Origin of the sequence: Agarivorans sp. Z349TD_8, assembly GCF_050870825.2 — a bacterium.
In the GTDB taxonomy this organism is placed as follows: Bacteria; Pseudomonadota; Gammaproteobacteria; order Enterobacterales; family Celerinatantimonadaceae; genus Agarivorans.
In genome coordinates, this window is sequence record NZ_CP194037.2 from 4,057,979 (window position 1) to 4,080,644 (window position 22,666).

The window sequence follows — 22,666 nt, forward strand, 5'->3', positions numbered from 1 at the left end:
GTTACACCTCCTGCTTCCAGTTGAGTGTTCGAAGCACATCGGCGAATACCCCAGCAGCCGTTACCGCCGTGCCCGCACCGTAGCCACGCAAGACCAAAGGAATAGGCTGATAGTAACGGCTATAAAAAGCCAGCGCATTTTCGCCATCTTTTACTCGGTTAAGCGGATCGTCGGCAGCAACCGCCGCCAGCGAAACTTTACAAACGCCTTGATCGATACTACCTAAATAACGCAATACCTTCCCCTCAGCTGCCGCATCCTGTTGTAACTTGGCGAAATACCCGTCAGCCTCGGGGAGGCGCGCCATAAAGGCTTCGGTATCACCACTGGCATCGAAGTTAGGTGGCAGCGCCTGCTCGATTTGGATATCATCAAGGTTTAGTGGCATACCCGCTTCGCGTGCCAAAATCAGCAACTTACGGGCGACATCCATGCCCGATAAGTCATCTCGCGGATCAGGCTCGGTAAAGCCGTTTGCTCGGGCGATGGAAGTCGCTTCAGAAAAACTCATCCCTTCATCTAACTTACCAAAGATGAAAGAGAGTGAGCCAGAAAGGATCCCGTTAAAACGCTCTAACTTATCCCCCGCCTTGAGCAGGTTCTGCAAATTCTCAATCACCGGTAAACCAGCACCCACGTTGGTATCGTATAAAAACTTACGACGCATCGACAACGCAGTTTTACGCAGTTGCTGATAATACTCGAGACTTGAAGTATTGGCTTTCTTGTTCGCGGTCACCACATGGAAACCATTGGCCAAAAATTCAGCATACTTGCCAGCAACATCATCATTACTGGTACAGTCAACGATCACCGGATTAATTAAATGACTTTGTCCCACTAATTCATTCACATTGGCCAGCGTAAACCCACCATTCTCGCTGCAATTGGCCAGTTGCTGCTGCCAATCGTCTAGCGCGAGGCCTTTAGGATCGAGTAATAGTTTGCGGCTATTAGCCAAGCCACAAACGCGGATCGCGATTTGTTGATCTTTTAGATGCGCCTGCTGAGCATGAATTTGCTCTAACAACGCGCCACCCACGCCACCCACGCCAATTAAAAATAAATCGATGTAATGCATGCTCTCAAAGAAATTTTGATGACAAGCTCGGATCGCCTCCGCCACTTTATCTTGGGAAACCACCGCCGAGATAGAGCGTTCGGAAGAACCTTGCGCAATCGCCACAATATTAATCCCAACTTCCGCTAACGAAGTAAAGAAGCGTGCCGCAACCCCTTTACTACGGCGCATGCCATCCCCCACCAGCGAAATAATCGCTAATTGGTCGATGGTCTCAATCGGCTCCAGCAATTGATTGGCTAATTCCAGCTCAAACTCTTCATTTAAAGCCGCTAAGGCGCGGACCGCATCAACACTATGAATACAAAAGCTAATGCTATACTCGCAGCTCGATTGAGTAATCAGCGCCACTGAAACATGACTACGAGAAATGCTTTCAAAAATACGGCCAGCCATGCCCACCATACCTTTCATGCCAGGACCTGAAACCGTCAACATAGTCAGTTCGGCAAGGCTAGATAAAGCTTTCACGGGTAAATCATCTTGCCCTTGGCTTTGTGCGCCAATTAATGTTCCTTCCCCCTGAGGATTAAAGGTATTCTTAATTAGGCAAGGGATATGGTACTGAGCAATCGGGGCAATGGTTTTGGGATGTAGTACCTTAGCGCCAAAATAGCTTAACTCCATGGCTTCTGGATAGCTTAAACTACGTAACAAACGGGCATCTTCAACCAAGCGAGGGTCGCAATTATATACGCCGTCGACATCGGTCCAAATTTCACAGCATTCTGCATCTAAACAGGCCGCTAATACCGCGGCGCTATAATCGGAACCATTACGGCCAAGCACCACGGTTTCACCCTGCGCGTTACCCGCCGTGAACCCAGGCATCAAATAAATTAGCTCTTGCTGAAGCATGCTCTGATTCAAGCGCTGCTTACTGGCCTGAATGTCGACCACCGCCTCCAAGTAGCCCCCCGAGCTGGCCAGCAACTTTTGCTGAGGAACAATGATTTCTGCACTATGGCCACGCACTGCTAGCAGATAACTCATGGTGTGAATGCTCAGTTTTTCTCCTGTAGACAATACCTTAGCGCGAATATTATCTGGGCATTGTTGCAGTAAGGCGACCCCTTTCAGTAACTGGCGTAATTCACCCAACTCTTGGTGAATCATCAACTGCATTTGCTCAATGGCAAAACCTGCATATTTATTCTTTAATTCACCGAGCAATTGCTGGAAGGTGGTTTCAATACGATTTAATAAACCCTCTCCATCGTTGCCGTGACTAACCATATCCACCACTGCAACTAAATCGTTGGTGACTCCCGCTGGAGCAGAGAGTACCACCGCCAATTGTGACTGATGTTGGTTACTTAATACTATATCGGCTGCGCGATTAAAGCGCTCAGCGTCGGCTAAAGATGATCCACCAAATTTTAAAACTCGCATTGTTCCTCCCAAAAAAAAACCCGTATCGTGATTGATACGGGCTTTCTTCAATGTAGTTTATCGCTACAACAAGCCCGTCCCGCATGTGGTGGTGCGGGTAATAATACCGGTGGTTGTGTAAGCAAAATATACTGACATCTGAATAAAAATTTAAATTCCAATTATGTTCATACCATAACCAGCTGGGCTAAAGAGTCAAGTTTTATTTAGCTCAAAACTCATCCAAGTCAACAATCATTTCCGAGATAAAAATTTGAACGCCCGTTTAAATCCTGCCATAGTGGATAAAAAAACAACAATAAGAAAACGCCGATGAAAAACTCGATGGAACACATCGCAGCAGAAACGATGCTGCAACGCTTCAACAGCTTCTACCAATGTTTCTTAGAAGTCACCCGCGGTGCGAAACAACGCTTCGAAACCGCTGACTGGATGTCTGTACAACTCGCATCTAGAGAGCGGATCCGGCTATATGATCATCATGTCACCGAAGCGAGGGCAGCCATCAAACAACTAACTGGCCATCTACAACGTAGCGCTCAATTTTGCGCCGCAGTAAAATATCGGTATTCCCAGTTAATTAGCCAACATGAAAATTTTGAAGTCGCTGAATCTTTCTTTAATTCGGTGTATCAAAGACTATTTCATCATCGCTACATCGAAGAAGACCAACTATTTATTCGACCAAGTCGTAGCAGCAAACGCTTTGACTATCAATTACTCACCCATCGTTACCAACATACCGAGCTGCAACAGCTACTGGTCGACTTATTTAAAGACTATGACTTCGCCATTCCATACGAAGACTTATCACGCGATATCAATTTTATCCAACAGCGACTCCAACAGCAGCCTCAGCTCAAGCAGCAACCATTACACCGCATCACCATGCTGCAGCCAGTGTTTTATCGGAACAAAGCCGCCTATTTGATAGGCCACTATCAAAGCGAAGCGCTGTCTTTCCCCATCGTATTTCCATTACTCAACCAGCAAGCCCAGGTTGCGGTAGACACCGTGTTAATCGATAGCGATCAGGTGAGTATTATTTTTGGCTTTGCCCGCGCCTATTTTATGGTCGACGCCCCCGCACCAAGACGAATTGTAAACTTTTTAAAGCAGCTACTCCCCAATAAAACCGATTATGAGCTGTTTACCGCAATCGGCTGTCAAAAACATGCTAAAACCGAATTTTATCGTCACTACTTAAACCACTTACACAACTCCAAAGACCAATTTGAACTCGCCCCCGGGATTAAAGGTATGGTGATGAGCGTATTTACCTTGCCCTCTTATGACGTTGTATTTAAAGTGATAAAAGATCGCTTCACTCCCCCCAAAGAGGTCAGTCGGGCGGTCGTCAAAGAGAAATACCGCTTGGTCAAACAACACGATCGTGTCGGCCGAATGGCCGATACTCAAGAATTTACTAATTTTGAATTCCCTTTAGCCCGCTTTAGCCCTGAGTTACTTGCAGAACTGGAACTCGTCGCGCCGTCTGCGCTCAAAATAGAAAATGACGTACTCACCATTAAACACCTCTATACCGAACGCAAAATGGTCCCGCTAAACATCTACCTAGAGCAAGCCGACGAAACGCAAACTCGGCAAGTGATCGATGAATATGGCAACGCCATCAAACAACTAGCCGCAGCCAATATCTTTCCTGGGGATATGTTATTTAAGAATTTTGGGGTCACTCGGCATGGGCGAGTCGTATTTTATGATTACGATGAAATATCCTATATGACAGAGTGTAATTTCAGAGAATTTCCACAATCCCCCTATCCTGAAGACCAATGGGCCGTACATCCTAGCTATTCTGTTGGTCCCAATGATATTTTCCCAGAAGAATTTGCAACGTTCTTGCTAGGGAAACCAGCGGTAAAACAAGCATTTAGAGAATTGCATGCGGAGCTATTTCAGGCCAGCTATTGGCAAAGTTTGCAACGCAACATCGAAAATGGTCAATTTGAAGATGTCTTTCCTTACCGTAGGCATTGCCGATTTATCAACCGTTAGCTACCAAGTTTCAAGCCGTGACTCGTTCCGCCATCGCGTAAATATTTTTTGTGATCGACCGTGATCTTCTGTATGAGATCGACCATAATAGTTATTGGGAAAAATAATAATAAGGAGCAGCAGTGACTAAGTTTAGTTTTAAGTATTATTTTGCTGCTCTTTTGATGATCATGGGTCGTTCAGCGTTCGCTGCAATCCCAAATATTGATAACCAATTAAGTATTAGCTACGGTGATGGCCAACATCTACAACTATCAACTCGCAGTCAAATTAAAAACTGGTATGTAACAGGCTATAACAACAAACAATTTATTTACACAGGGCCTCAGGATCAAACTCAATCATGGTTTTTTAACGGCGGTTACCAGCATCAACTGCGTAACGAATTATCACTCTTTGTCGAAGCTGGGGTGAACAATCAATACGACGATATTGCGACACGTAGAGGCTTTAATCTTTCGACAGGCTTAAATTACCAGCCGCTACGGCACCTATCACTTCAAAGTAAATTGGTACAAATTCACCAACCTGATGATGACACCACCGAACAAAGCCTCGAAGTATCGAGTACATTACACCTACTCAATAACATTGATGTAAAAGCTGTCTATCAAATTGAAGCACAAGATAAGCAAACCCAGCAACAGCTTCAATTTGGTTTAGGTTATCGCTTTTAAGCGAAGCCTTCCGGCAGATTTAAGGCCTGTTCGCTCAGCAAGATCCCATTCTCATCCGCATACAAATACATCCCCGGTAGAATTTTTACACCAGCAAAATTCAGCTCGCAATTAACATCCCCGACACCTTTTCGCTCGGTTTTCATCGGGCAAGCAGCTAATGCCCTTACTCCCAAGTCAATCGTATTAATCGTCGATACGTCTCTAATCGCACCGTGGATGACCACCCCAGACCATCCTTGAAGATAAGCCGAATCCGCGATCAAGTCGCCCATCAATGCATGTTGAATATCGGCACCACCATCCACCACTAATACTCGCCCTCGGCCCGCAGTGGCTAATAACTCTTTGACTCGACTGTTGTCTCGCCAACATCGAACCGTCACCACTTCACCGAAAAAGCAAGTTTTCAATCCATAAGACCGAAAAATAGGGGTTAACAGCTGAACCTGTTGCGGATAGAGATCACATAATTCCGGCAATAAATCTTGCATTCTGATACTCCTTTATCATTTGTTGATATCCCTGTGGATTATCAAACCAACGACTCGCGGTATTGCCAAGACATGAGTATGCTCGGCTTATATCATTACTATCATAGAGATAACAATCACCATCAAGCCAGTAAAAAGCTCTCTGTTTGAAAACCTTTGCTACATATTGCGCATCAATTAACGAACATTCAACAACCGCGCTAAATTCGTAATGATTAAGATCAATAGCGCCTGCAAAGACCCAAGAACAAGGCATTTTATGGACACGCAAATATGTAAGTAAATGACAATCTAACCAGCGATTAAACTGCTGAGATCGGGTAACCCCTTTAGGATTGTTCGCGGTAATAACAGCAAGCCCATGATATTTAAGGGCTGTATCTGCCAAAAATATAGTGTTTTTATACAAATTAAACATGTAGTTTATTTTCAGTAATGACGCGTATAAATTGCCATTATGACCATTTCCGATTGATTTGAATCAAATCCGCTTCAAAAAACGTAAGCTTTTTTCAGACTCAAGTTGTTATATCACTGTTAAGCCCATAGAATATGTTCACTGCTTGTAACGAATCATGCATACAGAAGATCTCTTACGCTGACTTACGTCTCGTTTTGAGCACACTATTTGTTTATTTTTTTTGCCATATGAGAAGTTTTAACACAAACTCAACATGGCATTGTAGCTAGTGTTTACTTCATCTTCTATAAAACACCGAACAGTTCGCAAGCCAACTTTTTTCTATATAGCATTGGGGAAGACCATGACACCAAATATTCTAATTGTCGAGGACGAACTGGTCACTCGTAATACGCTAAAAAGCACTTTTGAAGCCGAAGGTTACAACGTGTTTGAAGCGATTGACGGCAATGAAATGAACAGCGTACTTGAAGCTCATTCAGTTCACTTAATTATCATGGACATTAATCTTCCAGGTAAAAACGGTTTATTGCTTGCCCGTGAACTTCGAGATCGTGAACAAATCGCGTTAATGTTTTTAACTGGTCGCGACAATGAAGTTGATAAGATTTTAGGTTTGGAAATTGGGGCCGACGACTACATCACCAAGCCTTTCAACCCTCGCGAATTAACCATTCGTGCGCGCAACCTACTAAATCGTACCATCAATGGACAATCGGCTAATGAAGACAAGGGCTCTGTAGAAGAGTATCGCTTTAACGGCTGGACCTTAGATATTAATAGCCGATCGTTAGTAAGTCCTAACCAAGAAACCTACAAACTGCCGCGTAGCGAATTTCGTGCAATGTTGCACTTTGTAGAAAACCCTGGACAGATTCAAACCCGTGCAGATTTATTGAAGAAGATGACAGGGCGGGAATTGAAGCCGCATGACCGGACGGTTGACGTAACCATTCGTCGGATCCGCAAGCATTTCGAATCAATACCAGAAACACCAGAAATTATTGCAACCATTCATGGTGAAGGTTATCGTTTCTGTGGTGAAATTGAATAAGCAGCTCACTTACAAAAAACCTCGCAGTTTCGCGAGGTTTTTTTATACTTGTGAGGCGCTCAAATAACGAGCAACATGAATAAAGGTGACGAAACTCAGACAACTCACAATCATGTTGCTGAGGTAAAAAATCGTCAATGTTTTGATCGATGTTCTGATTTGTAGTTATTTTTCTACATATTCTTTTGTTATCAATCTTGTATAATATGCGCAGAATTTTTTAACAGCATCCTTAACGGAGAGTCACTTCAATGAAGAAAACAAAAATAGTTTGTACCATTGGCCCAAAAACTGAGTCAGTAGAAATGCTAACTCAATTAGTTGAGTCTGGCATGAACGTTATGCGCCTTAACTTCTCTCACGGCGATTTTGCCGAGCACGGTACTCGAATCAACAATCTACGTGAAGTTATCAAAAACACCGGCAAATCTGCCGCTGTTTTATTAGATACCAAAGGCCCTGAAATCAGAACGATTAAACTAGCTGGCGGCAACGACGTAAGCTTAGTCGCCGGTCAAGAATTCACGTTCACGACCGACCAAACTATTATTGGTGATAAAACTCGCGTAGCCGTTACCTACCCAGGTCTTGCTGCAGACTTAAAAGTTGGCAACATTATCTTAGTTGACGATGGTCTTATCGAAATGGAAGTTATTGCCGTTTCTGATGACGAAGTGAAGTGTACTGTTCTTAACAACGGTGATTTGGGCGAGAACAAAGGTGTTAACTTACCTGGTGTAATCGTACAACTACCAGCTCTATCAGCAAAAGATAAAGGCGACTTAATCTTTGGTTGTGAGCAAGGTGTTGATTTCATCGCTGCATCGTTCATCCGCAAGAAAGAAGACGTTCTAGAAATTCGCCAACTGCTTAAAGAAAATGGCGGCGAAACCATTCAAATTATTTCTAAAATCGAAAACCAAGAAGGTGTTGATAACTTCGATGAAATCTTAGAAGTATCTGACGGTATCATGGTTGCTCGTGGTGACCTAGGCGTAGAAATTCCTGTTGAAGAAGTTATCTTCGCTCAGAAAATGATGATTGAGAAATGTAATCGTGCTCGTAAGCTAGTGATTACAGCCACTCAAATGCTTGACTCAATGATTAAAAACCCACGTCCAACCCGCGCAGAAGCTGGCGACGTAGCCAACGCAATCTTAGACGGTACCGATGCGGTTATGCTATCGGGTGAGTCAGCTAAAGGTAAGTACCCTGTAGAAGCAGTCACTATCATGGCTACTATCTGTGAACGTACCGATGCCGTGATGCCTTCTAACCTAGATCCTGCACGTGATAGCGGTAAATTGCGTATCACTGAAGCGGTATGTAAGGGTGCAGTAGAAGCTTCTGAAAAATTAGCGGCACCACTTATCGTGGTTGCTACTGAAGGTGGTAAGTCAGCGAAGTCAGTTCGTAAATACTTCCCACAAGCAAATATTTTAGCGATTACCACTAACGCAAAAACTGCTGCTCAGCTTTGTTTATCTAAAGGTGTGATTCCTCACGTTGTAGAAAGCATCGATAATACTGATGCGTTCTACATGCTTGGTAAAGAACTTGCGATTGAATCAGGGTTAGCCAATAAAGGCGACATCGTGGTTATGGTTTCAGGTGCACTCGTACCATCAGGCACCACCAATACGTCTTCTGTTCACGTATTATAATCACTCGCTTGATTGCTATCCAAAAAGGCGCCTGAGGCGCCTTTTTTTTATGAGTTCTGATCCAAAGGATGAAACCCACTTAAGTGCTCCATGTCCAGCAAAATAGAATCAATTTGTTCCAAGGCTAAAGCATCGATATTCATGGCTCGAGGATAAATAGGTTGATGCCGGTCATCCAACCAATGACTCACCCAGTAATTTGTAGAGAGCAAAAATTCCCGAGCATATTGCTCACTGACTTCCAAGCAACCACGTAAACAAACATCGAGATAAGATTGTAAAATAGGGCTATTCGCTTGAGGGTGCCAATATTCATGGGCAACATAAGTATAAATTTTCACAGCAGCCTGCGGTAAGGGATGTAATAGCTCCAACTGCTGTAAGTTTAAGCAAACTCGCTCATAATCTCGTTCTCGCTCATCTAATTCGGGCAAAAACTTTTCATCAAATGGGATCAATACCCCATTCACCGTTGCTTGCGGCTCAGGACTAATCACCACTGCAGAACGATCATTACCGCCTTTCAAACCGCTCCAATAGCGCTGATAACCATGTAAACGGGCGGCATAAGCCTGTTCCCCTGGAAAAGTTCGTTGCCGACAATCGGCGTCAATTAAACTACCATAGCCAAATATGTAAATCATTGCACCTTCCTCAGTAAAGCCACTCAATAAATACATTAATCAACGGCGGCACAGCAACCCAGCTAAAGACCTTCATTCTAAGCCCTTGTAACAAATAAACAATGACCAATGAAATAATGACAGCACAGCTTTATCTTATCGGTCATCCGACTAAATCAGGGCCTTGTGTAATATTCACGATCTAATCAATAAACCTTACAAGGTTTGTCGCTTCACATCCTAGCGACGAACTTATTTCTGCCGCTAGCTAATAATCAGCACAAACAGTACCATAGCTCGCATAATCGCAATTTATTTATTGGTAGTTAAGAGGGAATATGGACACAACAACCCGCACCATGCAAGTCAGTAAACGGATAGCCTTAGTGGCACACGACCACAAAAAAGGTGCCTTAATGAATTGGGCCAAAATTCATCAGGACGAACTGAAAAAACACCAATTATTTGGCACTGGCACCACCGGGACTCTTCTTTGTCAACAAGGCTTTGAAGTCACCGCTTTACTCAGTGGCCCAATGGGTGGCGACCAACAATTAGGCGCGATGATCGCAGAAGGAAAGATCGACCTAATGATCTTTTTTTGGGACCCTCTCGACGCAGTGCCTCATGATCCTGATGTGAAAGCCCTACTTCGCCTAGCTGCTGTTTGGAACATCCCCATGGCAACCAATCAGGCAACGGCTGACTTCATTCTCTCCAGCCGTCATTTTAACCAAGAGTTTACTGTTGATGTCCCCGATTATGCAGGCTATCTAAAAGATCGGACTAAATAAGCCAAAGTTAAGCAGCCGTTCTGCCATCGCTATTGTCAGCACGGATCCGAAATAGCTTACCCGAGTGAGTTCGATTGGCCTTATAATCAGCTTGCAAAAAACGAGGACGGATAGCCTTTAAATGCTCTATTTGTTCCTCGTTGAGTTTTCCCACCGGTAAACCCAAAGCCTTGTAACTAAGCATCGGGCGGGCAGCAAGATTGATCATCATATCAACGTTTGTCCGTTGCTCTTGAATGTGTTGCAGCTCCATCGCTTTCAACACTCCATTTTCGAGTAAGTTTTTCACCGCAGGCTCCGCCAAAGGCAGATGAAGGACACTCCGTCGGGTAATCACAAACTCACGTAACACCGCTCGCTCTGAATGGTCTAAACAAGCAATCATCGCAGCTAAACGGGTGTGTTCGCGGCGCTCATTTAAATGTCGCCCCACAGCCGTCGCGATTAATAGTAAGCTACGGCTGATAAAATAAGCCAACCCCACCACACAACTTATAGTAAATACCAAACTTAGCTGAGCATTAAAACCCATTTCGGGTAACCAATAACTCGGGATCAACAATAATAAAGCGCTTGTCACCACTAGCCACGCCATTAAAATGTCTAATATGCCCCAACGCGCAATTAAACGACTGAGAAATTCCATTGTTGCACTCTCCTGCCAAAAACCTGACTCTTCGAGGATAGTGATAGCAAGGCTTATGCCAAACAATGATCAAGCGCTGAGAGATTTCGAGCCAAAGGGGCGGTAAAGCAACAAACTTAAGTCGCGAGCGACTCAGGCACCCTTGCTAATGCAGCTTGCATGACCTCAATGCCTGCGCCTGCTTTATGGGCATTCTCACTCAGGTGGCGTCGCCAGGATCGCGCGCCGACACAACCTTGAAACAAACCCAGCATATGCCGAGAAATATGCTGTAAACGACCGCCGTTAGAAAGATGCTGTTCAATATACGGATACATTAACTGAACCACTTGATGACGCGAAGGCTGTTGCCGCTGAACGCCAAAAATCCGTTGATCCACAACCGCCAATAAATAGGGATTCTGATAGACCTCTCGACCGAGCATCACCCCATCGAGTTGTGCGAGATGTTGCTCAGCTTGCTCTAAACTATTAATGCCGCCATTCACACTTATCGTTAACTGCGGATAATCTCGTTTCACTTGATAGGCCCGGGTATAATCCAAGGGAGGCACATCTCGGTTTTGCTTAGGGCTTAAACCCGACAGCCAAGCCTTACGAGCATGAATAATAAAAGTACTACAACCTGCTGCTGCGACAGGCTCAATAAAATCGGTTAAAAATGAATAGCTATCTTGCTCATCAATACCGATCCGAGTCTTAACTGTCACTGGTATCCTAATGTGTTGTTGCATGGCATTCACACACTCTGCAACCAAGCTGGGTTCAGCCATTAAACAGGCGCCAAAACGGCCATTTTGCACCCGATCCGAAGGACAGCCAACATTCAAATTGACTTCATCGTAGCCCAACTGCTCCGCTTGTTTAGCACACTCCAGCAGATCTCGAGGATTAGAGCCGCCTAATTGCAATGCAAGCGGATGCTCCTGCTCAGAAAAACCTAAATAGTCACCTTTCCCATGTAAAATCGCGCCCGTGGTCACCATTTCGGTATACAACAAGCTATGCTGACTCATCAAACGATAAAAATAACGACAATGCCTATCAGTCCAATCGAGCATAGGGGCAACGCTGAAGCGATTTGAAGAGTAATTATTCATAAAAATACCAATTAATAAAATTAAATCCTTAAAAGAGCCAAATAACAGATTTAAAATCGAAATGGCATTTCCAGACTGGCGATTATATCAGAAAAAGAGGGGGTAAAAAGGCTATTTGGGGTGGTAATCCCCCCGAAAATTAATCCCATGCAAAAGTAGAATTTTCTCGTATAGTAAATACAGGAGATTCAACATGAAAAAGTCACGTTACACGGACAGTCAGATCTTATCTATTCTCAAGCAGGCTGAGGCTGGTACACCTGTTCCTGAGCTCTGTCGTGAGCATGGAATGAGCAACGCAACCTTTTACAAGTGGCGTTCGAAATACGGTGGTATGGACGCATCCCTTATGGCGCGGATGAAAGAACTCGAAGATGAAAATCGACGGCTTAAAAAGATGTATGCGGAAGAACGCCTTAAAGCAGAGGTGATCTCAGAGGCGATGGCAAAAAAGTGGTGAAGCCCTGTGAGCGTCGATTGATGGCTCAGCGTTCGGTGGCGAACTATCACATCAGCATTAAAAGTGCATGCTATTGGTTTGGGATCAGCGAGACCTGCTATCGCTATAAATCGAAGCTTCAACCTGAGAATGAGTTGATAGCTCAAGAGTTAGTAACGCTGTGCAACAGTGAAGACTGCTCTGACTGGGGCTTTGGCCTGTGTTTTCACCATTTGCGGAACGTTAAAGGGTATACATGGAACCATAAGCGGGTTTATCGGATCTACTGCGAATTGGCTCTAAACTTACGTATTAGGCCAAAACGACGCCTGAATCGCCATACGCCAGAGCCTCTTAAAGAGCCGATTAAAACAAACCAAGTTTGGTCCGTGGACTTTATGCATGATCAGCTATCTGATGGCCGGAAGTACCGTTTATTCAATGTGATAGATGATTACAAACGTGAAGGTCTGGCGTCAGAACCTGATTTTTCAATGCCCACAGTACGAGTCACTCGGATCTTAGAGCAGCTCATCGAACAACGAACCAAACCTGTTGCGATCCGCTGCGACAATGGTCCTGAGTTCATTAGCCATGCGTTTATTAAATGGGCCAACAACCACGACATTCGAATCGATTATATTCAGCCAGGGAACCCACAACAAAACGCGTATATAGAAAGGTTCAACCGTACTATGAGGTTTGGCTTAGTGAGTAAGTATTTGTTTGACACACTTGAAGAGGTTCAAGATCGGGCGACCCAATGGTTATGGTTCTACAATCATCAACGACCACACCTTGCAAATGGAGGGTTCCCACCACTAAAAACGGCAGCATGAATTCTACGAATAAATGCGGTTAATAATGGGAGGATTACCGGGTCATTTGGGGGTCAAAATATTCGTAGAATAAGTAACAATAATTCAAAATAAATTTTGGTATCAAAAAACAAAATCATATTAAATCAAAAGGTTAAGCTAATCCGCTTTGTGATTCGTTGGACTATCAGTCCCATTAGTAATTGGACGGACAGAGCAAACTTAGTGTTGAAGGAACCAAATAAGTCTATGTTTCTACAATCGGTCCAATACATTGTAGGACCGATGACTAAAAATGAGGAGGAATAGTTAACAGAAAACTTGCAAAAAACGAGAGTAATTTCTATTTTTCACCCCCCCCCATGGCATTGTTCGCTGCTGAGGGTAAGATAGAAAAAGAAACCGTTTAGCCCTAGTAAATGCTACATATAAGTTGTTCTTTTCTTGTGTCAGTTCAACACCTTTATTTCTTACAGCACGATAATCGGGAAATGTTTCATCATCTAAACCAATAACAAACACAATATCAAACTCCTGCCCCTTCATTGTATGGACAGTGCTAAGAGTTATACCAGTATGCTCTGTCAATGAATGAGTTTGTCCCAACGCCATTGCATTTTTAAATTGGTGCAAAGATTTATTATCAGTTTTCTTAGCATAATTCAGCCAATGCTTTATTAGTTCATTGATATCATTGAAAACCATGTTTTTTTCGTTCTCATCTTCAATAGCTAATGAATCTAGAAAGCCAACGAGAAGCCTCTTTAAATTATTACCGTCATCACTAGCCGAAAGGACTAGCCCTAGTATATCTTTAAGCTCTGTAGACGTTACTTCGTGTGATATCTGATCTAAAGATAAATCCACATCCGCTCTAGATCCGCATCGTTCAATCAACCTCATTTTGTGCAATCGGTCTTGTGGATTTAATTTAACCCTTAGAGCTAAATCAAAAGTCTTCATTATCTCAGATTCAAATCTCAATGATCCGGGAGTCATTTTATAATAGTAAGGTATCCCTTGCTTTTCTAACTCTACTTCAACTTGGTTAAAAACATATTTATTTCTAGCTAAAATCGCAATTTTCTCATAACAAATCTGACCTTCAATATCATTATGATATTTAGACAAAATCAATTCATTTATTCTTTTAACCACTGATTCTGCTTCATTAAACTCATTAGTATATGCATTGATTTCACATATACCCTGCTTAACAACTCCCGTAGTATCTTTAGTATCTGGCATCAACTTATTTGCCGCAGACAAAACAGAATATGACGAGCGGTAATTTTCAGAAAGATTTGTAATTGTTGCAGAATAGTCTTTAACGAATCGGTCTGTCATATAAGTGGGAGATGAGCCATTAAAGTGATAAATAGACTGATTTGAATCTCCGACCATCATAACAGAGTCATATTCGTTACCAGTTAATGCAAGCAACACTTGATATTGAGAATTATTTAAATCTTGAGCTTCATCAATACAAATCGCATAAAAGCTTCTTCGATAAAGACCTGCAATTTTAGGAAAACGGACGAATAAGCTATGCACTTTTAATAATAGGTCATCGAAATCAATAGCATTCTGGTTATATAAAATATCTTGATAGTTTTGATACAGCAAAACTATATTTTCATCGTCTGTATGCAAACCAAGTGCTTGCCCATCATCAATCAACTCTCTTTTTACTTTAGACACATACTCTAAGACTCTATACCTAAATGCTTTCTGTTCCTTATTTGATTGGGCTTTATAACCTGACTCATAAGAGGGTGTCATCGAAATAGCTTGCTCTACCAATTCAAGCCTATCAGCTTCATCTTCAAAAATATGAGGCATAGTTGATAAACCAATTAAAGAACCATGATTCTCCAATACTGACTGGCAAAACCCGTGAAAAGTTCCGATAAAAGCCCTCGATTCAATGTTGTCGATGTCAGATAGTCGATCTTTTATTTCTGCGCCTGCTTTATTCGTGAAGGTCAAAGCAAGCACTTTTTTGTTAGTCTGTTTAAGGAGATGGCGAATTCTCTCAGTTAATACTCTTGTTTTTCCACTTCCAGCGCTTGCTTTGACTAAGAGAGCCACATTCGGACTGAAGACTATTTCTCTTTGCTTTGCAGATAGCTCAACTACATTTACCATCCTTTACTCCTCAACCGCTGATAAGGTGTCACTAATTTTATCAAACAGTAGCGTAACTTTACTTGGCAACATTTCCTCATCCCGAATAATATTTTCAGCTACTACTGGACCGCATTTAGTTTTATTTGCTGTCAGGTTCTCGTAAAGAATATCATCATTAAACCCTTCAACCTCTAATGCTCTTCTTGGCGCTGCTGCGTTTCGATGCTGTTCGTTAGTATATTCATCAAATGAAAGTATCGTCTTTCTGATACTCGCTTGAAATCCGTCTACAATTAACTGTCGTTCAAAATCATTTCCATTGTCTAAGAATATTATAGATTCTAGAGGGTTTTCTGTAGGCTTGGCCGTTGCGAACTGGCTATTAACCTTATCAATAATATGCTGCCCATCAGCATCACTCAGAATCAACGTGGGAATTTTAAGTGATTCGGTAAATCGCAAAAATGGCAAATAACACGTATAGCCCCCAACACCAATAAAGTCGACCCCCATCTCTACGGGGGTTTTACCGAAATATTTTTCAAAAAATATTGGTAATGCCTGCTCTTCCGTTTCGCCCTCAAAAAGAACAATTAATTTTGAGAAAAACATTTCACCTCTAGTATTAACCACTTGCCTATTAATTTTTCGTTCATCCTCCGAAGACAATTGGGTGACATCTATTGCACCAATATTAATATTTCCTGATTTATAAAAATTTCTGATTTGTTTTAGTTCAGCGGCTGCTGCAATATAAGGAGAGTGGGTAGATATGATTTTTTGCCCTTCTATCTCATTCATCTGTGAGTATAGTTTTTTCTGGGCATTGGGATGCAAATGCGCTTCAGGTTCTTCTATACATAGAACCGGGAAAAAAACCGAACTATCCGCACCTGAATTTCGGCTTAATAGAGAAATAAATGCCTTCAAAACTAACAGTGAAGACCAACTTCTCGTCCCCATTCCATGATACTCCATAGAGAAACTATCTTCATTATCAGTATAATAAATTGACAAGCCTTTGCTTAAATCTCTAATTTTCTTGGTAAAAGGCGTTAAGTCTATTCCAGCTCCATTGCTACCTAAAGCAGAATCCAGATTCTGCAATGCGCTTTTGATGTTAGAAAGAATGGGGCTGCCTTCTACCGTCCTTTCATTTAGAGATTGAATTTGTGTTTCAATCGCTAATATATCCTCATCTGAATATTCAATTTTTGACAACATCCGCCCCAGATATGAGTTTTTAAGTTTGGTATCTTCAATGATGTCTCTTTGAGCGTCCATATAGAAAAATGGCATCTCATCAAACTTAAAGCTTGATTTGCTGGTTACAGGAAAATCAAACCAATTTACATTTTCATTATTAAATGCTGGCCACTCAGAAAGGATAAATTGCTCGGTTTTAAAGGAGTTATTGATAGGATCAAAAGTTACGACAGTTCGCATTGGAACATAACTATTGGCTTCTGCGTCAACACGTAGTCGTTCAGTTGTCAGTAAAACTTCCCAATCTTCTGAGAATTCTTCTCCATTAGAGGGAATAATCAGTAGGTCGATTGTCACTTTCTGAGAATTTTGATTACGAAAAATAAAGAAATCATCTTGAGATATAAACTGACGATTACCCAGAGCTACCTGAATCGCTTTTAGAAATGAAGTTTTACCTGCATTATTCATACCCGTAAGAATAGTTGTTTTTTCCAATTCTACTTCTATATTCTTTAAGCCACGAAAACCTGAAATACGTGCGCTTTTAATCAAAATCCCCATAAATCCCTCTATAAAATATAACCTAATCAGAAACTAACGGTCATCGTAACTGCCTTTGCTTATTAAAACTCGAATCCCTTCGACAGGATTCAAATCTAACGCCTGACAGTATCTCAAATATTCCAATACATCGAGCTTACGCTCACACTGTTCTACCTTACCGACATAGGAATGAGGCACGCCTAACTCAGCGGCAAATTCACGCATGGTTAAGCCTCGCTCGGCTCTCGCAGTTTTAAGCCATTCGATAAGTTGTCGATACTCTGGTGCATGTAATGTTTTGCTCATTGTCCCTATATTAGAGACAAGGCATAATGTACCCAATTTAGGGACAAAAGGCCATCTTATGAGTTCGTTCTCAAAGCGTGTAGTCGAAAATAAACATCGAAAAATGGATATAAGCAGATTGACGATCACCCATCATCTGTTGATGGTTCAGTTTTCTAACCGTGTGGTAATTTCGATTGAAGAAATTGCAGACATTTATCTTGGGATGAGTGCTGCAACAGCGAAAAGAAGAGCGAAATCAGGCGACCTCCCCTTTCCTGTATTTAAGATGGGGGAAAGCGCTAAAAGTCCGTTTGTTGTGCACGTAGATGATCTTGCAAGCTACATAAATTTTAAGTGCAAGCAAGCAGAGTCATTGTGGAGGGATTTTAGGTAGCAAGTCAAAATAAGTAACAATCGGTCATAATAAACAACAATAAATAACCATGTAAAACAACAGCTTACCTTGTTTTTGACCCCTATGTTGACCCCAAGAAAAATCAATACAACTTAACTAGTTGTATTATAAGGAATTTATCAAGAGAAATTGCATCAATCGAGCATGGGGGCAACAGAAAAGCGATGTGCGGGGTATAAGTAAACTTGGGTCATGGGCTCAACATATTAAAAAATAATTAAAACAACGACACTAAGTTATTCCCTAGCATCTAAAAGTAGGCGGTCAGGTTTGGAGCCCCCTACTGACAACAAGCGGACGATTATACCCCCCTCTGAACTAACTTGGTAATGTTTGACTCTGTTACGTATCGTTTCACTGCTCATAAACATCTCTCAAACAAACTTTTTTCACCCTGTAGCCAACTTAATTCGCTTGATTTTTCACTAAAAATAGCTAGTTTTCATCTATAATGGTGAGAAGACTCGTAAAGTTTTGAGTTAAAGTTGCAGCGCTTCTGATCTCATGCGATTCTTATTAAAACTACTCAAATATTGATTCGTGGCTTAGCGATGCTCTTTATCAGTAAACTAAGACCACCAGTAACAGGAGCGCATTAGCCCTTATGGACGTAAATTTTGTAAATCCTTTTCTCAGTTCTCTTCTTAATGTCCTAGAAACGATGGCTCAGTTGGAGCTAAAACCCGGAAAACCGGGGTTGAAGAAGGATGAGATTGCACGTGGTGATGTCTCGGGACTCATCGGCATGGTTGGCCAACAAACCAAAGGTTCGTTATCGATTAGTTTCGAGAAAGATCTTGCGATTGAGATCATGCGCCGCATGTTAGGCGAAGCTCCGGATTCTATCAACGAAGAAGTGACCGATATGGTTGGCGAAATTACCAATATGGTCACCGGTGGCGCGAAACGCTTGTTAGCCGATAAAGGTTACGATTTTAATATGGCGACCCCTGTCGTTGTATCCGGTCCCTCCCATACCATTACCCATAAAACTGAAGGCCCTAAAGTACTCATCCCATTCACTTCTGTTTATGGCTCAGCCACCATCGAGATATGCTTTGAAAACACTTAGTAAACCAGCCTAAGCGAATAAAAAAAGCCCACTAAAGAGTGGGCTTTTTGTTCTCGAATAAATTTTAGATTTACAAACCTTCGGCGTTCTCTGACAAATACTTAGCAACACCCTCTGGGCTCGCATCCATTGCCTCTTTACCCTGTTCCCATTGTGCAGGACAAACTTCACCATGCTCTTCATGGAAGTTTAGTGCATCAACCATACGTAGCATTTCATCGATATTACGGCCAAGCGGTAAATCATTCACTACTTGGTGACGAACTACACCCGCGGTATCAATTAAGAAAGAACCACGGAAAGCGACACCCGCTTCAGGATGTTCCACGTCATAGGCTTTACAGATCTCGTGTTTCACATCGGCAATCAATGGATATTGAACCGCACCAATACCACCATCTTCGATTGCAGTGTTACGCCAAGCGTTATGAGAAAATTGAGAATCGATAGAAACACCAATCACTTCAACACCTTTTGCTTGGAAGTCTTTAAAACGATGATCGAAAGCAATAAGTTCAGAAGGACAAACAAAAGTAAAATCTAGTGGGTAGAAGAATACAACTGCAGCTTTGCCTTTGATATGCTCACTTAAAGTAAAGCTATCAACGATCTCACCATTACCTAACACGGCAGCAGCAGTAAAATCTGGAGCAGGACGACCAACTAAAACACTCATTTCATTATTCCTTGTTAAATACGTTACTAATATTCGCTACAAATAATGCACTAATTTACTAAAATAAACGAATTTATCTAATAAATTAATTCGATTGGACTATTTTTTTAAATAAGAGCTCAATAGAGCAGCATTCAACTAATAGTCTAAAAAACATGACTTGTAAATACTATCTAACATAACTGAGTTGAACTCGAGAGCTCAGTTTGGTCACTAATTCATATGCACTGGAACCCACGGCTGCCGCAACAGTTTCTACCGGTAGTTCCGCTCCCCATAACACCACTTTATCACCGACTTGATCGCAGGCTTCAGGCCCCAAATCAACACATAACATGTCCATCGATACCCGACCAACCACAGGAACCACACGACCATTTACCCACACAGGCGTGCCATTTGGCGCACAACGTGGATAACCATCCCCATAGCCCATAGCCACAACCCCCAACTGAGTGTTCTGCTCGGCATACCAATTCGCACCATAACCAACACTTTCACCTTTCGGCTGTTCACGTACAGCGATCAATTGAGATTGCAAGGTCATTACAGCTTGTAAGTTAAAATCAGCCCCCTGGGTATCAACTTGTGGTGAAATACCATACAGCGCAATGCCAGGACGGTTCCAGTCAGCATGGGTTTGTGGCCATAACAAAATTCCCGCCGAATGAGCGATAGAACGTTCACAATCTAGTCCTGAAGACAATTCGCTAAAACTATGAATTTGTCTGCGAGTTAAAGGATGCTCTAAGTCATCAGCACAGGCTAAGTGGCTGATTAATTTATAATCGGGAAAAATATTCGGGCAGGCTAGGATCCGCGGCAACAGTTGCTTAAACTGTTGAGGCAAAAAGCCTAAACGATGCATTCCGGTGTCCAATTTTAACCAACAATCGAGTGCTTGCGGCAAGCTAATCTGCTCGAGTACAGCCAGTTGTTGTTCACTATGAATAACACAAGAAATATTCTGTTCAGCAAACTCTTGCGCTTGTTTTTCGTCGAAAAAACCCTCTAGAGCTAAAATTTTAGACTCGATCCCCGCAGCACGTAAAGTCAAAGCTTCTTCTGCTCGAGCCACAGCAAAGCCATCGGTCAAATCACGTAAAGCTTGAGCGATCTCGAGCATGCCATGACCATAAGCATTAGCTTTAATCACCGCTAAAATTTTACTGTGTGGCGCGCGCTGCTTTAAGACCAAAAAGTTATGTTGTAGCGCTGAGAGCGACACGAAGGCCTTTACTATATTCATAACAGCCTATTCATCATCAAAGAATTCCCCAGCCCAATTATCAAAGCGCGAAAAATGTCCCTGGAAAGTAAGAGGAACTCGGCCAATTGGGCCATTCCGTTGTTTACCGATAATAATTTCGGCCATGCCTTTATTTGCCGAGTCTTCGTGGTAGACCTCATCACGATAGATAAACATAATTAAGTCCGCATCCTGCTCGATAGAACCCGATTCACGTAAGTCGGAGTTGATCGGACGTTTATCGGCACGCTGCTCCAAACCACGGTTGAGCTGCGATAAGGCCACCACTGGCACATTCAGTTCTTTAGCGAGAGACTTGAGTGAGCGAGAAATCTCTGCAATTTCCAGAGTCCTATTTTCACTTAAGCCAGGCACCTGCATCAATTGTAGGTAATCGATCATGATCATGCTCAAACCACCCGACTCCCGGGCAACCCGACGAGCGCGAGAACGGACCTCAGTCGGGGTTAAACCCGATGAGTCATCCACATACATTTTCGACTTTTCGGCCATTAAACCCATTGTCGAAGACAAGCGAGCCCAATCATCATCGTCTAAACTACCGGTTCTGATTTTAGTTTGATCGATCCGCCCCAATGAGGCCAACATCCGCATCATAATTTGTTCTGAGGGCATCTCTAAGCTAAAAATCAACACTGGCTTATCTTGGGTCATCGCGGCATATTCACACAAGTTCATCGCGAAAGTGGTTTTACCCATGGAGGGTCGGGCCGCCACAATAATCAAATCAGAGCCTTGTAAGCCACTGGTTTTTTTATCCAAATCGGCAAAACCAGTCGAGACCCCTGTCACCCCATCATTGGGCGCTTTGTATAACTCTTCAATTCTATCGATAGTATCTGCGAGCAAACTTTTAACTTCAACGGGACCTTCATTGGCATTGGCGCGCGATTCAGCAATTTTGAATACTTTACTTTCTGCAAAATCTAATAAGTCACTACTCTTACGGCCCTGTGGTTCGTAGCAACTATCGGCAATTTCGTTGGCAACCGCAATCAACTCGCGGGTCACCGCCCGTTCTCGTACAATTTCAGCATAGGCGCGAATGTTAGCCGCACTAGGCGTATTCTTGGCAATTTCACCTAAATAGGCAAATCCACCAATATCCTCTAAATGCTCTTGACGTTCCAGCTCTTCAGAAACGGTCACTAAATCGATGGGCTGGCCAGCTTCGGCCAAACGAGTCATTGCGGCAAAAATATGCTGATGGGCGCGTTGATAAAAGTCCTGCTCAACCACCTGCTCGGCCACATTATCCCAAGCATTATTGTCTAGCATTAACCCCCCCAACACCGCCTGCTCTGCTTCAATCGAATGGGGAGGGGCTTTTAGTTGGTCAAGTTGTGAATCTTTCGGCTTTTTATCTGTATTCTTAAATCTACGAGAGAGCTCGCTGGCTGCCATAATCTATCAATGTGGTTGTTTATTACAGCCGACTATTATGCGCCAATATCAGCATCACACCAAGTAACATTTATCGGAAGTGGAGAAACAACAAAGCCAGCGTAAGGCTGGCTTTGAGATGCAAGGGCTGTACTTACATTTTTGAAAAATAGGCTGCTAATTCAGCGATCTCTGCATCATTTAGCAAAGCTGCTTGGGCTTGCATAATCGCAGCTTGCCCTCCATTACGCTGTTTCGCCTTATAGGCGTTTAGCGAAGAGATCAGATACTGCTCGTTTTGCCCCGCCAAATTAGGATACCCCGGAATAACAGCTTTACCATCCGCGCCATGACAAGCCGCACAAATCATGGCCTTAGCTGGGGCGGCATTGGCTGTTGATACGACAAATGAGAGTATCAGCGCCATTGAAAATATCAATTTATTCATTATGTTCCTC

General features: G+C 42.7%; 21 protein-coding genes. 8 read left to right on the forward strand and 13 right to left on the reverse strand.

Translation table 11 applies throughout. From position 1 onward, the window contains the following. Position 1: 1 nt before the first annotated feature. Entirely contained in the window at positions 2-2,473 is a 2,472-nt protein-coding gene (gene thrA, locus ACRRS1_RS18155) for a bifunctional aspartate kinase/homoserine dehydrogenase I (RefSeq protein WP_432467219.1), read from the reverse strand. A 312-nt stretch (positions 2,474-2,785) separates the two neighbouring features. Between thrA and aceK the strand changes: the two genes are divergently transcribed. Continuing rightward, a complete protein-coding gene (gene aceK / locus ACRRS1_RS18160; protein ID WP_432467218.1) occupies positions 2,786-4,492 on the forward strand; it encodes a bifunctional isocitrate dehydrogenase kinase/phosphatase in 1,707 nt (568 codons plus the stop codon). A gap of 122 nt (positions 4,493-4,614) precedes the next feature. Then, positions 4,615-5,169, forward strand: a complete 555-nt coding sequence (locus ACRRS1_RS18165; protein WP_432467217.1) for a hypothetical protein — start codon at positions 4,615-4,617, stop codon at positions 5,167-5,169. Here the strand turns inward: ACRRS1_RS18165 and ACRRS1_RS18170 are convergent. Together ACRRS1_RS18170 and ACRRS1_RS18175 are read right to left on the reverse strand one after the other, a co-directional pair. Next, entirely contained in the window at positions 5,166-5,663 is a 498-nt protein-coding gene (locus ACRRS1_RS18170; protein ID WP_432451777.1) for a putative 4-hydroxy-4-methyl-2-oxoglutarate aldolase, read from the reverse strand. The two genes, ACRRS1_RS18165 and ACRRS1_RS18170, sit on opposite strands and share 4 nt — an antisense overlap. Further along, the gene (locus ACRRS1_RS18175; protein ID WP_432451776.1) at positions 5,635-6,081 is read right to left on the reverse strand and encodes a DUF3293 domain-containing protein; all 447 of its coding nucleotides are present in this window, start codon (positions 6,079-6,081) and stop codon (positions 5,635-5,637) included. Before ACRRS1_RS18175 ends, ACRRS1_RS18170 begins: the two co-directional genes overlap by 29 nt. Positions 6,082-6,427: 346 nt before the next feature. Here ACRRS1_RS18175 and arcA point away from each other — a divergent pair, with 346 nt between their 5' ends. Together arcA and pykF are read left to right on the forward strand one after the other, a co-directional pair. Continuing rightward, complete coding sequence (gene arcA / locus ACRRS1_RS18180) at positions 6,428-7,138, forward strand: two-component system response regulator ArcA (RefSeq protein WP_432451775.1); 711 nt, start codon at positions 6,428-6,430, stop codon at positions 7,136-7,138. 251 nt (positions 7,139-7,389) lie between these two features. After that, positions 7,390-8,802 (forward strand): pyruvate kinase PykF, encoded by a 1,413-nt coding sequence (pykF, locus tag ACRRS1_RS18185; RefSeq protein WP_432451774.1) that lies wholly within the window; start codon positions 7,390-7,392, stop codon positions 8,800-8,802. Between the two features lie 47 nt (positions 8,803-8,849). Here pykF and ACRRS1_RS18190 read toward each other — a convergent pair whose 3' ends face one another. Next, the gene (locus tag ACRRS1_RS18190) at positions 8,850-9,446 is read right to left on the reverse strand and encodes a gamma-glutamylcyclotransferase family protein (protein ID WP_432451773.1); all 597 of its coding nucleotides are present in this window, start codon (positions 9,444-9,446) and stop codon (positions 8,850-8,852) included. A gap of 317 nt (positions 9,447-9,763) precedes the next feature. Between ACRRS1_RS18190 and ACRRS1_RS18195 the strand changes: the two genes are divergently transcribed. Beyond that, positions 9,764-10,219 (forward strand): methylglyoxal synthase, encoded by a 456-nt coding sequence (locus tag ACRRS1_RS18195; protein ID WP_432451772.1) that lies wholly within the window; start codon positions 9,764-9,766, stop codon positions 10,217-10,219. Between the two features lie 7 nt (positions 10,220-10,226). On the opposite strand, the gene ACRRS1_RS18200 is transcribed toward ACRRS1_RS18195, so the two are convergent. Beyond that, complete coding sequence (locus ACRRS1_RS18200) at positions 10,227-10,865, reverse strand: super-infection exclusion protein B (protein ID WP_432451771.1); 639 nt, start codon at positions 10,863-10,865, stop codon at positions 10,227-10,229. 116 nt (positions 10,866-10,981) lie between these two features. Next, the gene (dusA, locus tag ACRRS1_RS18205; RefSeq protein WP_432467216.1) at positions 10,982-11,965 is read right to left on the reverse strand and encodes a tRNA dihydrouridine(20/20a) synthase DusA; all 984 of its coding nucleotides are present in this window, start codon (positions 11,963-11,965) and stop codon (positions 10,982-10,984) included. 193 nt (positions 11,966-12,158) lie between these two features. On the opposite strand from dusA, the gene ACRRS1_RS18210 reads away from it, so the two are divergent. Further along, positions 12,159-13,243 (forward strand): IS3 family transposase gene (locus tag ACRRS1_RS18210; RefSeq protein WP_432462919.1). Its coding sequence is split into 2 segments (ribosomal slippage): positions 12,159-12,408 and positions 12,408-13,243, totalling 1,086 coding nucleotides; the frame shifts between segments, so codons are not numbered across the junction. A gap of 288 nt (positions 13,244-13,531) precedes the next feature. Here ACRRS1_RS18210 and ACRRS1_RS18215 read toward each other — a convergent pair. Genes ACRRS1_RS18215 through ACRRS1_RS18225 form a run of 3 tightly spaced genes read right to left on the reverse strand, consistent with a single transcriptional unit; the run spans position 13,532 to position 17,410 of the window. Next, a complete protein-coding gene (locus ACRRS1_RS18215) occupies positions 13,532-15,370 on the reverse strand; it encodes an ATP-dependent helicase (protein WP_432467215.1) in 1,839 nt (612 codons plus the stop codon). Positions 15,371-15,373: 3 nt separating this feature from the next. Then, positions 15,374-17,122 carry an AAA family ATPase gene (locus ACRRS1_RS18220; RefSeq protein WP_432467214.1) on the reverse strand — a complete coding sequence of 583 codons (1,749 nt, stop codon included), beginning with the start codon at positions 17,120-17,122 and terminating at the stop codon, positions 15,374-15,376. A 33-nt stretch (positions 17,123-17,155) separates the two neighbouring features. Next, positions 17,156-17,410, reverse strand: coding sequence for a helix-turn-helix domain-containing protein (locus tag ACRRS1_RS18225; protein ID WP_432467213.1), 255 nt, complete (start codon positions 17,408-17,410; stop codon positions 17,156-17,158). A 142-nt stretch (positions 17,411-17,552) separates the two neighbouring features. Between ACRRS1_RS18225 and ACRRS1_RS18230 the strand changes: the two genes are divergently transcribed. Together ACRRS1_RS18230 and ACRRS1_RS18235 are read left to right on the forward strand one after the other, a co-directional pair. Continuing rightward, positions 17,553-17,786: a pyocin activator PrtN family protein gene (locus ACRRS1_RS18230; protein ID WP_439036018.1), complete on the forward strand. Its 234-nt coding sequence runs from the start codon at positions 17,553-17,555 to the stop codon at positions 17,784-17,786. 625 nt (positions 17,787-18,411) lie between these two features. Continuing rightward, positions 18,412-18,879, forward strand: coding sequence for a chemotaxis protein CheX (locus tag ACRRS1_RS18235; protein ID WP_432456089.1), 468 nt, complete (start codon positions 18,412-18,414; stop codon positions 18,877-18,879). Between the two features lie 70 nt (positions 18,880-18,949). On the opposite strand, the gene ACRRS1_RS18240 is transcribed toward ACRRS1_RS18235, so the two are convergent. The 4 genes from ACRRS1_RS18240 to ACRRS1_RS18255 form a co-directional block, all read right to left on the reverse strand. Further along, complete coding sequence (locus ACRRS1_RS18240) at positions 18,950-19,555, reverse strand: peroxiredoxin C (protein ID WP_432467211.1); 606 nt, start codon at positions 19,553-19,555, stop codon at positions 18,950-18,952. A gap of 169 nt (positions 19,556-19,724) precedes the next feature. Continuing rightward, positions 19,725-20,804, reverse strand: coding sequence for an alanine racemase (alr, locus tag ACRRS1_RS18245; protein WP_432467210.1), 1,080 nt, complete (start codon positions 20,802-20,804; stop codon positions 19,725-19,727). A gap of 6 nt (positions 20,805-20,810) precedes the next feature. After that, positions 20,811-22,229 carry a replicative DNA helicase gene (dnaB, locus tag ACRRS1_RS18250; protein ID WP_432456086.1) on the reverse strand — a complete coding sequence of 473 codons (1,419 nt, stop codon included), beginning with the start codon at positions 22,227-22,229 and terminating at the stop codon, positions 20,811-20,813. A gap of 133 nt (positions 22,230-22,362) precedes the next feature. After that, a complete protein-coding gene (locus ACRRS1_RS18255) occupies positions 22,363-22,656 on the reverse strand; it encodes a c-type cytochrome (protein WP_432456085.1) in 294 nt (97 codons plus the stop codon). Between the last annotated feature and the right edge of the window lie 10 nt (positions 22,657-22,666).

Coding starts and splice junctions, on each gene's coding strand:
- thrA (WP_432467219.1), bottom strand. CDS start 2,473: ATGCGAGTTTTAAAATTTGGTGGATCATCTTTAGCCGACGCTGAGCGC.
- aceK (WP_432467218.1), top strand. CDS start 2,786: ATGAAAAACTCGATGGAACACATCGCAGCAGAAACGATGCTGCAACGC.
- ACRRS1_RS18170 (WP_432451777.1), bottom strand. CDS start 5,663: ATGCAAGATTTATTGCCGGAATTATGTGATCTCTATCCGCAACAGGTT.
- ACRRS1_RS18175 (WP_432451776.1), bottom strand. CDS start 6,081: ATGTTTAATTTGTATAAAAACACTATATTTTTGGCAGATACAGCCCTT.
- arcA (WP_432451775.1), top strand. CDS start 6,428: ATGACACCAAATATTCTAATTGTCGAGGACGAACTGGTCACTCGTAAT.
- pykF (WP_432451774.1), top strand. CDS start 7,390: ATGAAGAAAACAAAAATAGTTTGTACCATTGGCCCAAAAACTGAGTCA.
- ACRRS1_RS18190 (WP_432451773.1), bottom strand. CDS start 9,446: ATGATTTACATATTTGGCTATGGTAGTTTAATTGACGCCGATTGTCGG.
- ACRRS1_RS18195 (WP_432451772.1), top strand. CDS start 9,764: ATGGACACAACAACCCGCACCATGCAAGTCAGTAAACGGATAGCCTTA.
- ACRRS1_RS18200 (WP_432451771.1), bottom strand. CDS start 10,865: ATGGAATTTCTCAGTCGTTTAATTGCGCGTTGGGGCATATTAGACATT.
- dusA (WP_432467216.1), bottom strand. CDS start 11,965: ATGAATAATTACTCTTCAAATCGCTTCAGCGTTGCCCCTATGCTCGAT.
- ACRRS1_RS18215 (WP_432467215.1), bottom strand. CDS start 15,370: ATGGTAAATGTAGTTGAGCTATCTGCAAAGCAAAGAGAAATAGTCTTC.
- ACRRS1_RS18220 (WP_432467214.1), bottom strand. CDS start 17,122: ATGGGGATTTTGATTAAAAGCGCACGTATTTCAGGTTTTCGTGGCTTA.
- ACRRS1_RS18225 (WP_432467213.1), bottom strand. CDS start 17,410: ATGAGCAAAACATTACATGCACCAGAGTATCGACAACTTATCGAATGG.
- ACRRS1_RS18230 (WP_439036018.1), top strand. CDS start 17,553: ATGGTTCAGTTTTCTAACCGTGTGGTAATTTCGATTGAAGAAATTGCA.
- ACRRS1_RS18235 (WP_432456089.1), top strand. CDS start 18,412: ATGGACGTAAATTTTGTAAATCCTTTTCTCAGTTCTCTTCTTAATGTC.
- ACRRS1_RS18240 (WP_432467211.1), bottom strand. CDS start 19,555: ATGAGTGTTTTAGTTGGTCGTCCTGCTCCAGATTTTACTGCTGCTGCC.
- alr (WP_432467210.1), bottom strand. CDS start 20,804: ATGAATATAGTAAAGGCCTTCGTGTCGCTCTCAGCGCTACAACATAAC.
- dnaB (WP_432456086.1), bottom strand. CDS start 22,229: ATGGCAGCCAGCGAGCTCTCTCGTAGATTTAAGAATACAGATAAAAAG.
- ACRRS1_RS18255 (WP_432456085.1), bottom strand. CDS start 22,656: ATGAATAAATTGATATTTTCAATGGCGCTGATACTCTCATTTGTCGTA.